9 protein-coding genes are annotated in these 12609 nt (G+C 69.3%); 4 read left to right on the forward strand and 5 right to left on the reverse strand.

The genetic code is table 11. The annotated features are described in order from the left end of the window. Positions 1-701, reverse strand: a 701-nt coding sequence (locus ABD154_RS09045) for an aminotransferase class I/II-fold pyridoxal phosphate-dependent enzyme (protein ID WP_344251140.1), incomplete at its 3' end; no start/stop codon positions are given. A 340-nt stretch (positions 702-1041) separates the two neighbouring features. On the opposite strand from ABD154_RS09045, the gene ABD154_RS09050 reads away from it, so the two are divergent. Further along, positions 1042-4704 carry an efflux RND transporter permease subunit gene (locus ABD154_RS09050; RefSeq protein ID WP_344251141.1) on the forward strand — a complete coding sequence of 1221 codons (3663 nt, stop codon included), beginning with the start codon at positions 1042-1044 and terminating at the stop codon, positions 4702-4704. 88 nt (positions 4705-4792) lie between these two features. Here ABD154_RS09050 and ABD154_RS09055 read toward each other — a convergent pair whose 3' ends face one another. Next, on the reverse strand, positions 4793-5659 hold the full coding sequence (locus ABD154_RS09055) for a FadR/GntR family transcriptional regulator (RefSeq protein ID WP_344251142.1): 867 nt from the start codon (positions 5657-5659) through the stop codon (positions 4793-4795). A 139-nt stretch (positions 5660-5798) separates the two neighbouring features. Here ABD154_RS09055 and ABD154_RS09060 point away from each other — a divergent pair, with 139 nt between their 5' ends. Then, positions 5799-7064 (forward strand): alpha-hydroxy acid oxidase, encoded by a 1266-nt coding sequence (locus ABD154_RS09060; protein WP_344251143.1) that lies wholly within the window; start codon positions 5799-5801, stop codon positions 7062-7064. Between the two features lie 117 nt (positions 7065-7181). On the opposite strand, the gene ABD154_RS09065 is transcribed toward ABD154_RS09060, so the two are convergent. Together ABD154_RS09065 and ABD154_RS09070 are read right to left on the reverse strand one after the other, a co-directional pair. Further along, positions 7182-7838 (reverse strand): response regulator, encoded by a 657-nt coding sequence (locus tag ABD154_RS09065; RefSeq protein WP_198499774.1) that lies wholly within the window; start codon positions 7836-7838, stop codon positions 7182-7184. Beyond that, positions 7838-9703: a sensor histidine kinase gene (locus tag ABD154_RS09070; RefSeq protein WP_344251144.1), complete on the reverse strand. Its 1866-nt coding sequence runs from the start codon at positions 9701-9703 to the stop codon at positions 7838-7840. Before ABD154_RS09070 ends, ABD154_RS09065 begins: the two co-directional genes overlap by 1 nt. Positions 9704-9866: 163 nt before the next feature. On the opposite strand from ABD154_RS09070, the gene ABD154_RS09075 reads away from it, so the two are divergent. Continuing rightward, complete coding sequence (locus tag ABD154_RS09075) at positions 9867-11369, forward strand: CitMHS family transporter (RefSeq protein ID WP_344251145.1); 1503 nt, start codon at positions 9867-9869, stop codon at positions 11367-11369. A 13-nt stretch (positions 11370-11382) separates the two neighbouring features. Next, complete coding sequence (locus ABD154_RS09080) at positions 11383-11844, forward strand: universal stress protein (protein WP_344251146.1); 462 nt, start codon at positions 11383-11385, stop codon at positions 11842-11844. A 274-nt stretch (positions 11845-12118) separates the two neighbouring features. Here the strand turns inward: ABD154_RS09080 and ABD154_RS09085 are convergent, their stop codons facing one another. Beyond that, complete coding sequence (locus ABD154_RS09085) at positions 12119-12424, reverse strand: hypothetical protein (protein WP_344251147.1); 306 nt, start codon at positions 12422-12424, stop codon at positions 12119-12121. Positions 12425-12609: the final 185 nt, after the last annotated feature.

The following is a 12609-nucleotide window of genomic DNA, read 5'->3' on the forward strand; positions in this document are numbered from 1 at the left end:
CCCTCGCCGTCGACGCGGATCGGGTGGAGGCGGTCGAGCCAGTAGTCGAGGATGCGGCGGTTGCCGTCGGCGCCGGGGTCCTCCAGGGCGCATTCGGTGAGCCCGCGGTCCCTGAGCACCTGGCAGAGCAAGCTGATCGCCCCGGTGACCCCGGAGGTGACGATGATGCGCTCGGCGCCCACGGTCATGCCGCGGCTGCGGGCCAGCCACGCGGCGAGTGCCTGCCGCAGGGCGGGCACGCCCTGCGGGTCCGCGTAGCCGAGGTCGTCGCTCGAGGCGGTGGCGAGCACTTCGCGTTCGGCCCGCAACCACGCCGCACGCGGGAACGCGCTGAGGTCGGGTGCGCCTTTGGAGATGTCGACGACTGCGGACCGGGTCTCGTCGACCGCACGCCTCCGGCCCCTCTCGTCGATGCGGGAACTCGGTGCGGCCGGAGGCGGACCCGGCCGACTGGCGACGACGGTGCCGGCGCCGCGGTTCGTCTCGAGGAGACCCTCCTCGGTCAGCCGTCGATAGGATTCGACGACGGTTCCCCGGGAGAACCCGAGCTCGGCAGCGAGCTCACGGGTGGCCGGCAGACGGGTCCCCGGCCGCAGAGTCGCCTCGGCGATCGCCTCCCGGAGCCGGTCCGTGAGCCATCCCGTCCGCCCGCGCTCCGGCGCCGAGGTGGGATCGAGGCTGAGGAAATCCGAACCGCCCATGACCGCATCATCGCAGACAGGTCCGGTGGGCGGCGATGGGATGGGCGTTTCCGCAGGTCGAAGACGGGGGATAACACCCCTGTGGCGTGATCGGCGCGACCCTATGCTCGAATCATGAGCATCCCCCGAGAGACTGCTGAACGCTGCGTCGAATATCCCCCGATGGGTGGAGGCGATTGGCAACTTTCGGGTGACGCGCACGTCCCCTCCCGAATGAAAGACTGCTTGACGGCGAGCCGGGCCACCGCCCTCCGCCGCGCACTTCCCGCCTGACGCTCGGCGCTGCCGCGCGCCCGAAAACCGTTACGACCCGGAGGAACCCGTGTCCCAGCTGACCAGGATGAGCCTGAAGAATCGCCTCATCATCGGACTGCTCACCCTCGTCATCGCCGTCTTCGGCGTCGTCGCGACGACCTCGCTCAACCAGGAGACGATGCCCTCGATCGACCTGCCCGGCACCACGGTGCAGGCCACGGTCCCCGGCGCCTCTCCCGAGGTCGTCGAGGAGACCGTGACGAAGCCGCTGGAGACGGCGCTCGAGGCCGTCGGCGACCTCGACTCCGTGCAGACGACGTCGTCGTCGGGAATGATGACCGCCTCGGTGACCTGGCCCTTCGGCAAGGACTCGGAGAAGATGACGGATTCCGTCCGCTCCGCCGTCGATGCGGCGAAGTCGAACCTCCCCGACGACGCCGAGGTCGAGGTCCTGTCCCAGCAGATCGACGATTTCCCCGTCGTGATGTTCGCCGTCTCCGGCGGTGGGGACGCGCAGGCCCTGGGGGATCGCCTCGAGACGGACCTCGTCCCCGAGCTTCAGGCCGCCGACGGCGTCGCCGGCGTCGAGGTCACCGGCCAGGCCGAGCAGCGGGTCGACATCACCTTCCGCCCGGACGACGTCAACGACAAGGGCGTCGTCACCGCCTCGGTGCCCGATGAGCTCACCGGCGCGAGCACCGTCGTGCCCGCCGGTCAGAGCGGGCAGGGCGACCGATCGCTCGCCGTCGAGGTCGGCACCCAGATGGACGCCGTCGACCAGATCGGCAACACCCCCATCCGCACGGCCGACGGCACAGTGCTGCTCAAGGACGTCGCCGATGTCACCCTCGACTCGGTCGAGAAGACCTCGCTCTCCCGCGCCGGCGGCAAGGATGCCGTCACCGTCGCCGTGACGAAGGGGCAGGACGACAACGTCGTCGAGGTCTCGAACCGGGTCGGCGAGGTCCTTGAGACCGTCGGGCCGAAGCTCGGACCCGACGTCGAATTCACGACGATCTTCGACCAGGCCCCCGAGATCGAGAAGTCGATCAAGGACCTCTCCGTCGAAGGCGGCCTCGGCCTCCTCTTCGCGATCCTCGTCATCCTCGCGTTCCTCGGATCGTTCCGGTCGACGATCGTCGCCGCGATCTCCATCCCGATGTCGCTGCTCATCGCGATGATCGGGCTCATGGTCGGCGACTACACGCTCAACATCCTCACCCTCGGCGCCCTGACGATCGCCGTGGGCCGCGTCGTCGATGACTCGATCGTCGTCATCGAGAACATCCGGCGGCGCCAGGGCACCAACGATCTGACGATCGCGGACATCGTCGCCTCCGTCAAACAGGTCGCCGGGGCCATCACCGCCTCGACCCTGACGACGGTCGCCGTGTTCCTGCCCATCGCCTTCGTCGACGGGATCGCCGGCCAGCTCTTCCGCCCGTTCTCCGTCACCGTCACCCTCGCGCTGCTCGCCTCCCTGCTCGTGGCCCTGACGATCGTGCCCGTCTTCAGCTACTGGGTGCTGCGCCGCAGCCCCAAACCGCTCTCGCCGAAGCGCCAGGCCGCTGCCGACGAGCGCTATGAGGCGTGGGTGCAGCGCCAGGACGAGAAGTCGGTCAAGCGCGCCGAGCGCCGGCAGGCGAAGATCGACAAGCGGAACGAGAAGCGCGCCGCCAAGGGCCGGGACCCGCTGCCGGCCGCCGTACCGGTGGCCACGGTTCGTCCTGTCCCCGGCGACGGGGAGGCCTCCGACCGGATCGACCGGCTCCAGCAGCGCGGTCTGCCGGCGATCCTCGCCGCTCTCCGTCACCCGGGTCGGACGATCGTCTTTTCCGTCGTCATCTTCCTCGTCACGATGGTCCTCGCCTCCTTCCTCAAGACGGACCTGCTCGGGTCGGCCGGGCAGAACTCCCTCGCCGTCACCCAGACCCTGCCCGCCGGCGCCTCCCTCGAAGCCAGCGACACCGCTGCGAAGCAGGTCGAGGACGTCCTCGCCGGTGACGGCGACGTCGAGGCGTACTCGACGACGATCAACGGGCCCGAGACCGGCGCCGAGAACACCTTCAACATCACGCTTGCCGAGGACTCCGATGCGCAGGCGGCGACCGACCGGATCCGCAGCCAGCTCGAGGGCCTCGGGGAGGACGCCGGGGACATCAACGTCCAGAGCGCCGGCGGCGGAGCGAACGAGGACGTCGAGATCAAGCTCTCCGGCTCCGACCTCGGTGCCCTCGGCGAGGCCGCGGACGCCGTGACCAAGCGGATGGCCGAGACGCCGGGTGTGTCGAACGCCCGCAACGACCTCGCCGCCGATCAGCCGATCATCTCAGTCGAGGTCGACCGGGAGAAGGCGGCGGACTTCGGCTTCAGCCAGGCCGAGGTCGGGCAGGCCGTGTCCGCAGCACTCCAGGGAGCGCAGGCCGGAACGCTCACCCTCGAGGGCAAGGAGCGCGACATCGTCATCGCGCCCACGCATCCCGATGCCTCACCGGATGAGATCCGCGCCCTCGAGCTGCCCGTCACCGAGGTGCAGACGAAGAACGCCCAGGAGGATGCGACCGACCGCGTCAAGGAGGAGACCGACCGGCGGGCCGATGAGGCCCAGCGCAAGGCCGAGGACGATTCGGCCGAGCAGCTCGAGTCCGCCCGGGAAGCCCGCGACAACGCCGCCGACGCCCTCGAAGAGGCCCGGCAGGCGCTGCGCGACGTGCAGAATCCACCGCCGCCGCAGAGCCCGGACGAGATGCGCCAGGATCAGATCGACCAGGCGCAAAAGGGCGTCGATCAGGCGGAGCAGGGTCTGCGCGATGCCAATCAGGCGATCGACGACATCATCGACGGCCAGGCCGAGGCCCGCGAGTCCCAGGCCGCCGACGAGCGCCTCGCCGACGAGCAGGAGGCGATCCCCGACATCAAGGGCGATCCCATCACCGTCGACGACATCGCCGAGGTGACGGAGACGACGACGCCGGCGACGATCGCCCGCGAGGACGGCGACCGCCAGGTCACGGTGTTCGCCACGCCCGCCGAAGGTCAGCTCAACGCCGTCACCGCCGCAGCCGGGCAGGTGTCGACGACGATGGACCTGCCCGCCGGAGTGAGCTTCGACGTCGGCGGTGCCAGCCAGGAGCAGGCGGAGTCGTTCAGTCAGCTCGGCTTCGCGATGCTCGTGGCGATCGCACTCGTCTTCCTCGTCATGATCGCGACGTTCCGCAGCTTCATCCAGCCGCTCATCCTCCTCGTGTCGATCCCGTTCGCCGCGACCGGTGCCGTGCTCCTCCTGCTGCTCACGGGCACGCCGCTGGGCATCCCCTCGCTCATCGGCCTGCTCATGCTCATCGGCATCGTCGTGACCAATGCGATCGTGCTCATCGACCTCATCAACAAGCTGCGTGAGCACGGCATGGGGCTCGAGGATGCGATCGTCCACGGCACCCGTCTGCGCCTGCGCCCGATCCTCATGACCGCGGCGGCCACGGTGTTCGCGCTCGTGCCGATGTCACTGGGGCTGACCGGCGGGGGAGTGTTCATCTCCCAGCCGCTGGCGATCGTCGTCATCGGCGGGCTCACCTCGTCGACGGTCCTCACGCTCATCCTCGTCCCCGCCCTCTACCTCCTCGTCGAGAGGCGCAAGGAGCGCCGGGCGGCGCGCAGGGCGGAGAAGGACGAGGCGAAGCGCGCTGCCGATCGGCAGCGGATCGAAGAGGAGACCGCCGAGGTGACCGGGCGTCACGCGGTCGAGTGACCTCCCGTGCGCGGCTCCGGTGCTCGGGTGCCGAGGCGGGGCCCGTGTTGGATGTGCTGTGCGGGATGTCCTCGGGGCGAGCCGGTGCTCAGGTGCCGGAGCCGCGGGGGTCCGCGAGGGCCGGCAGTGCGGCGGCCGCGGTGAGGATGTGCTCCTCGGTCAGCTGCGCCGCGCGCTCGGCGTCGTGGGCGACGATCGCCGCCATGATCGCGTGGTGCTGCTCCTGGAGTGAGTCCATGAGCGCGGCCGGGTCGTCGACCGCCTGGAAGGCCGCGAGGATCGGTCGCCGCAGCGAGCTGCGGATCGCGCCGGTGAGGTCGGAGAAGAGCTGATTGCCGGTGGCCTGGGCGATCGCGACGTGGAAGGCGGTGTCGGCGTCGTTGAACACCTCGAGGCTGACTCCCGGGGTGTCCATGATCGCGAGCGGTGCGTTCATCCGGGCCAGCGCATCGTCGTCGGCGCCCGCCGAGGCGAGCGCGGCGCTCGAGCGCTCGAGCTGGATCCGGGTCTCGATGACCTCGTCGACGCTGAAGTTCGTCAGCGCGACGTGGAGGCGGAGGAACCGGGTGAGGGCCTCCCTCGGCAGCGAGGCGATGAACGTGCCCGCCCCGCGCCCGGATCCTCCGCTCGAGCGCACGACGCCGAGGCTCTCGAGCACGCGCAGGGCCTCGCGGACGCTCGCCCGGCTCACTCCGAGCTGGGAGGCGAGCTCGCGTTCGGCTGGAAGCGGGTCCCCGACGGAGAGGGACCCGGCCATGATCTGTTCCTCGATCGCGTCGATGACGAGCTCATGCGTGCTCGGGCGCACGACCGGCCTCCACGCCGGTGACGGACCCGCGGCGCTGTCCGGCGTCGGCTCGGGCGCTGGCTCGGGGGTCCGGTCGGAGGCCGGTCCGGCCGCGCGGTCGTCGGACGCACGGCGCACATCGTTCATGCTCTCGTTCGCTTCGCTCACTCCTCGTCCCTTCCCTTCGTCGGCCACCGCCTCGGCGCCGGGACGCTCTTGACGCGTTCCCGACCACGGTCCTATGCTCAGATTAATGGTCTGACCTCATAAATGTCATACGCATTCGACGACGCGAAGGAGCCCACCCATGAAGCGGCAGATCCCCAAGCCCGCGGAGATCTTCGAACTGATGAAGTTCAAGAAGTTCGAACTCGACGGTCGGAAGCGTCGGCTCGATGCGGCGCTGACGATCGAGGATCTGCGCAAGATCGCGAAACGGCGCACCCCTGCCGCCGCGTTCGACTACACCGACGGGGCCGCCGAGGGCGAGATCTCGATGCAGCGCTCGATGCAGGCCTTCGAGGACATCGAGTTCCATCCCGCGATCCTCAACGACGTCTCCCACGTCGACACGACGACCCAGATCCTCGGCGGCAGCTCGGCGATGCCGTTCGGGATCGCTCCCACCGGATTCACGCGGCTCATGCAGACCGAGGGGGAGATCGCGGGAGCCTCGGCCGCCGGCGCCGCGGGCATCCCGTTCACGCTCTCGACGCTCGGCACGACCTCGATCGAGAACGTCAGGGCCGCCAACCCGTACGGCCGCAACTGGTTCCAGCTCTACGTCATGCGCGAGCGCGAGATCTCCTACGGCCTCGTCGAACGCGCCGCTGCGGCCGGCTTCGACACCCTCTTCTTCACCGTCGACACCCCCGTCGGCGGTGCCCGTCTGCGCGACAGCCGCAACGGGTTCTCGATCCCGCCGCAGCTGACCCCGCAGGTCGTCCTCAACGCGATTCCCCGCCCCTGGTGGTGGTGGGACTTCCTGACGACGGAGAAGCTCGAATTCGCGTCCCTGTCGGAGACCGGGGGCACCGTCGGCGAGCTCATCAACTCCGCGATGGACCCGACGATCGACTTCGACGACCTTGCCACGATCCGTGAGATGTGGCCGGGCCGGTTCGCCGTCAAGGGCGTCCAGACGCTCGCCGATGCGAAGAAGCTCGCCGACCTCGGCGTCGACGCGATCGTCCTGTCCAACCACGGGGGCCGGCAGCTCGACCGCGCACCGGTGCCCTTCGAACTCCTCCCCGAGGTCGTGCGCGAGGTCGGCGACGACATCGAGATCATGCTCGACACGGGCATCCGCAACGGCGCCGACATCGTCGCCTCGCTCGCCCTCGGCGCGGACTTCACGCTCATCGGCCGCGCGTACCTCTACGGGCTCATGGCCGGTGGCCGGCAGGGCGTCGACCGCACGATCGCGATCCTCCGCGAGCAGATCGAGCGGACGATGAAGCTCCTCCAGGTCTCGACGATCGCCGAACTCGAACCGCGCCACGTCACGCAGCTCAAGCGCTTCAGCCGCGACGACCGGCAGGCCATCGACGAGGTCGAGCGCGAACTCGGCTGACTGCGGGGTCGCGACCGGCCTCAGCGAGGTGGATCCAGCTCGAACTTCGCGGAATCATCGAGCTGGATCCACCGCGGGAGCGCTCAGTGCCATCCGGAACGACCGCGGGGTCGCGGCTCAGCCCGTCTGGTAGAGGTGCTCCGGCCGGCCGGTGCTGCCGTACTGCAGGGTGACGGTGACCGCCCGGGATTCGGCGAGCTTCGCGAGATGCCGCTGCGCGGTCGCGCGGGACGCGCCGACCGCCTCGGCGATCTCCATGGCCGTCATCGGCCGCTTCGTCGCCTCGAGGGCGTCGAGGATCCGCCCTGTCGTCGACGACTTCGTGCCCGGTGACGACGTCGACCCCGGCGCCGAGGTGTCGTGGAGGCTGCGGAGCAGCCGGTCGAGGTCGGACTGCGCGACCTTCTCCCGCTCCCAGAACCGCTGGTAGCGGGCGTAGCGGCGGAGGAAGCCGTGGAGATGATCGGCGGCGAACGGCTTGACGATGTAGGTCAGGGCACCCGCGCGCAGAGCCGCGCGGACGATCTGCGGGTCGGCGACGGCGGAGAGCACGGCCGCGTCGACGTCGGTCTCGCGGATGAGGTCGACGCCGGTGCCCTCGGGCAGGACGTAGTCGACGAGGAGCAGGCCGACCTCCTCCTCGGCGAGGACCTTGCGCGCCGTGCGCAGATCCTGGACCGGGTCGAGCGCGCGGAAGCCCGCGACGTCGTTGACGTACTGGCAGTGGATCTTCCCCACGTAGAAGTCGTCGTCGAGCACGAGAACATTGACCATCAGCTCACTCCTTGCACATCGTCTGCGTCGCCGACGAGGACGTCGGGCAGGATGACGCCGAAGCTCGCGCCGCCCATCACCGGATCGTGGCCGTCGACGAGCCACACCCGCCCTCCATGTCGTTTCGCCACCCGGCGGCACAGCGCCAGGCCGAGGCCGTGCCCGTGCGCGGCCTCGACGCCGTCACCGCCGGCGGCCTGCTGGGATTCGCGGTCACCGCTGACGCCCTCGTCGAAGATGCGCTCGGCGTCGGCTGCGTCTATGCCGATCCCGGTGTCGGTGACGAGACCGTGCAGCTCCCCGTCGGCGCTGAGCAGCTGGACCTCGACGACCTGGTCGCCGTTGCCGGACGGCAGCTTCGCCGTCGCCGGGTCCCTGCCCTCGAAGGGTCCCCGCGCCGAGGCGGTTCCCGGCTCCGTCGTGTCGTCGGCTGGGTCGGCGGTTGGGGCGGCGGCTCCGCTGGCTGGGTCGGCGTCGGCCGCGGCGTCGCGCACCGGGTCGGCGGACCGGCTGCGCACGACCGCGCGCACCGCATTGTCGATGAGGTTGCCGAGGACGAGGGTGACGTCCTCGGGGTCGGTGACCTGCCCGACGACGAGGGAGTCAGGGGCCACGCGCACACTCACCCCCGCCTCGGCGGCGGTGGTGCCCTTCGCCTCGAGCACGGCGCGCAGGTACGGGTCGGTGATCGTCTCGATCCCCTCGACCGGGGTGGTCAGGGGGCCGGTGCCGAGGATCGACTCGAGGTAGCTGCGGGCCTCGTCGGTGGCGCCGGTGTCGACGAGGCCGAGGACGGTGTGGAGCCGGTTGGCGAACTCGTGGCGCTGGGCGCGCAGCGCCTCGGCCATCGCGGTGACCGATTCGAGCTGCCGGGCCATCGTCAGCATCGTCGTCTCATCGCGGAGGGTGACGACACCGCCGACCTCGACGCCGTCGCGGCGCACGCGCACGGCGGTGGCCAGCAGGATCTTGTCCCCGACGCTGACCCGCCGGCGCAGCGCTCCGCGTTCGGGGGCCTCGGCCATCATCGTCCGGATCGCCTGGGGGACGTCGTCGATCGTGCGGCGGCGCTCGTCGTCGATGGCGGCGTCGCCGGCGAGGAGGTCACGGGCCGCGGCATTGCTCAGGGTGAGCTCATTGTCGGAGTCGAAGCCGAGCACACCGTCATCGAGGCCGCGCAGGACCGCGCCCTGGTCGCGGGCCATCTCGGCGAGCTCCTCGGGTCCGACGCCGAGGGTCTCCCGGCGCAGGCGGCGTCCGAGGGCGAAGGAGGCGAAGATGCCGATGCCCAGCGCCAGCACGGTGACCGAGCCGAGGGCGATGAACTCCCGGCGCAGGTCGGCGTTGAGGACGGAAGTGTGGATGCCCACCGACACCTCGCCGACGACGGTGCCGTCCTCGGTGCTCGAGTAGATCGGGACCTTCGCCCGCACCGTGCTGCCGAGCGTGCCCGCCTCCTGCGTGACCTCTTCGCGTCCGGCCAGCGCCTCCTTGGGCGAGGTCGAGACGCGCTGGCCGATGAGATCCTGGTTGGGGTGGGTCAGGCGCAGGCCGTGGTCGTCGGTGATGACGACGAATTCGATGCCCGACCGGGTGCGGACGTCGCGGGCGATCGCGCCGAGCGGGTCCGTGATCTCCGCCGACGCCGGTTCCTCCGTCGCCGAGGCGCGGGTCGCGCCCTCCCGGACTGCCGTCGCCGAGGCCAGCGTGCGGGCGGTGGCGAGTGCCTCGGTCTCGCTGACATCGGTCACCGCTTGGGCGGCCATCCAGGAGAACACACCGGTGACCAGCGCGAGGGTCGCGATGATGACCGCGAGCTGGCTGAGCAGGACACGGCGCGAGAAGGCTCGGGAGGAGCGTGGCACTCCTCCACAGTAGCCAGTGCTGAGCAGAATGCGCAAAAGGGACAGAACGGGCAGAACGCGATCAGTGCACTTAAACGCGCGCGGTCCGGCCGGTCGGCCCTAGCGTGTATCGCGCCTCACAAAATCCACAGGCGGTTCACAAACGTCTTCGAAGGAGAAGTCCGTGCTCGTCATCCTCGGCTTCGCCATGATCATCGTCTTCATGACGCTGATCATGACCAAACGCCTCTCGCCGATCCTGGCGCTCATCATCGTCCCGACCATCTTCGGTCTCTTCGCCGGCGCCGGTCTGGGAATCGGCGAGATGGTCATGGAAGCGATCGCATCGATGTCGTCGACGGCGGCGCTGCTGCTGTTCGCCATCATCTACTTCGGCATCATGATCGATGTCGGGCTCTTCGACAAGCTCGTCGAGTTCATCCTCAAGATCGCCGGCAATGACCCGGTCAAGGTCGTCCTCGGCACGGCGCTGCTCACCGGTGCCGTCTCCCTCGACGGTGACGGGTCGACGACGTTCATCGTCGTCACCGCCGCGATGCTGCCGATCTACCAGCGGCTCGAGATGTCGCCGGTCGTCCTCACCTGTGTGGCCGGTCTCATCAACGGCACGCTCAACATCGTGCCGTGGGGCGGACCGACGGCGCGTGCCGCCTCGGCGCTGCAGATCGACGCCAACGAGATCTTCACCCCGATGGTGCCCTCGCTCCTCGTGGGTCTTCTCGTCTGCTTCGTCTTCGCCTACTTCCTCGGACTCTCCGAGCGTCGCCGCCTCGCGAAGAACGGCGTCACCTGGGTGACCGGACTCGGCACCGGTCGTCCCGCGTCGCGGAAGTCCGAGCTCGTCGGCGCCGCGGCCCGCGCCGCCGCGGGCTCCGGTTCGGCCGGCACCGGTTCGGCCGGCACCGGCTCGGGAAGCGCCGGGACGACCGGCGCGAGCACCTCGGTCGGCGGACCCGACGACGGTGCCGATGCGACCGATGCGGCCGCCTCGGCGAAGGGGAACTCCTCCCTCGCCAACACCGCACTCGATCCCAACCGTGCGACCCTGCGCCCGCATCTCTTCTGGTTCAATCTCGCGCTCACGGTGGCCGTCATGGTCACCCTCGTCCTCGACATCCTGCCGCTGCCGTACCTGTTCATGATCGCCATGGTCATCGCGCTCATGGTCAACTTCCCGAAGATCAAGGACCAGCAGGAGGAGCTCGCCTCGCACGCCTCGGCGATCATCGCCGTCGTCGCGATGGTCATGGCCGCCGGTGTGCTCACCGGAATCATGAGCGGCACCGGCATGGTCGATGCGATGGCCGCGTGGCTCGTCGACGTCATCCCGGAGGCGATGGGACCGTACATGGCCGTCATCACCGGTCTCCTGTCGATCCCGGCGACGTTCTTCATGAGCAATGACGCGTTCTACTTCGGCATCCTGCCCGTCCTCACCGAGACCGCGGCGCACTACGGGATCTCGGCCGCGGACATGGCTCGTGCCTCGATCACCGGTCAGCCGGTGCACATGCAGTCGCCGCTCGTGCCCGCGATCCTCCTGCTCGTCTCGCTCGCCGGCGTCGACCTCGGCGACCATCATAAGAAGGTGCTGTGGAGGGCGCTCGTCGTCTCGCTCGTCATGCTCGCCGTCGGCGTGCTCATCGGCGTCATCGCGATCGGATAGGGGACCGCTGCTCATGACCGACTTCTACTCGACTCCGACCGGGCACCGGCCCGTGCCGTCGCTGCGCATCGCCGGCTCGGCAGACATCGACGACATCGCCAGGACCGTCGTCGTCGCCTACCGCAACGATGCCCCCGCGGCCGTGCTCACGCAGGCGATCGCCGCGGCGCGACGGGAGGAGGCGGCCCTGCGGATCGTCGTCTTCTCCACCGACAGTCCCGCCGGTCCGATGGACAACGATCCCGCGGAGACGGAGGAGCTGGCCGGGATCCTCGCCGAGGCGGCCGTGCCCTTCGAGATCCAGCGCGCGGACTCCGACGTCGCCTCCCAGATCCTCGACCTCGCCGAGGAGTGGGCGGCCGAGCTCATCGTCCTCTCCACCCGGCGGCGGTCGACGATGATGAAGCTGCTGCTCGGGTCGAGCATCCAGCGCGTCATCCTCGAGGCCGACTGCCCGGTGCTCGTCGTCAAGTAGGGATGTCGCTGGCCGGTGGGCTGAGGACGGGTCGGTCGGGTCGGTCGGGACGGCCGGTTTGGCTGCGCGGGGTCAGAACTCTCTGGCCGGCTGTCGGACCCGGTTCACTGACCCGTCTCGGTTCTCTGTCCCGCTCCACTCCATCGCGCTCGTCAGCGAGAGGCCGCTCGGCCCACGCGGGCGGGCGCGATGTGCTTCTGCGCCACATCCGAGGTGATTCTGCGCCACCTCGATGGCGATTTCGGAGCCGATTTCGCCATGGACCTTCCGCAGATCACGCCCCCCGGCCCAGTGCTGGCGGGCCCGAATGCGCCGCAGCCGCCTCAGGCGTATAGGCGAGGTTCGGATCATGGAAGATTCCCGCCACGATGCCCGGCAGTCCTTGCCAGCGCCGCAGGGCCCTGACACACATCGAATCGAACTGATCGGGTCCGGTGATCTGGGACCTGCCGACTCGGTCGATGGCATAGGTTGCAGAGGCCACTGGCTTTCTCGGTGCCTTGGCCGTAACCAGTACAGAGTCGCGGTTTTCTTCATTTGGAATATTGAAAACCATGACGTCGCGGCAGAGCCAAGTCATGGCGTCACCGATTCCACCGGCGCCCGATGAGGTTATGCTCCGGCCTGGCGAACACGGCAAATACCCAACAGGACCATGCCTCTTCTTATGGCCGGGAGCACATCTTGGCAAGGGCCATCAACCTGTCAAGCCCCGGGTTTCGTAGAGGCTCTTTTTCTTGGTTTCCTAAGCAGCCACGGGTTCTG

The sequence above is a fragment of the Brevibacterium sanguinis genome (assembly GCF_039528855.1).
Taxonomy (GTDB): domain Bacteria; phylum Actinomycetota; class Actinomycetes; order Actinomycetales; family Brevibacteriaceae; genus Brevibacterium; species Brevibacterium sanguinis.

Excerpts from the sequence above, each read along its gene's own strand:
- ABD154_RS09060 (WP_344251143.1), top strand. The coding sequence starts at position 5,799 with ATGAAGCGGCAGATCCCCAAGCCCGCGGAGATCTTCGAACTGATGAAG.
- ABD154_RS09080 (WP_344251146.1), top strand. The coding sequence starts at position 11,383 with ATGACCGACTTCTACTCGACTCCGACCGGGCACCGGCCCGTGCCGTCG.
- ABD154_RS09085 (WP_344251147.1), bottom strand. The coding sequence starts at position 12,424 with ATGACTTGGCTCTGCCGCGACGTCATGGTTTTCAATATTCCAAATGAA.
- ABD154_RS09050 (WP_344251141.1), top strand. The coding sequence starts at position 1,042 with ATGAGCCTGAAGAATCGCCTCATCATCGGACTGCTCACCCTCGTCATC.
- ABD154_RS09065 (WP_198499774.1), bottom strand. The coding sequence starts at position 7,838 with ATGGTCAATGTTCTCGTGCTCGACGACGACTTCTACGTGGGGAAGATC.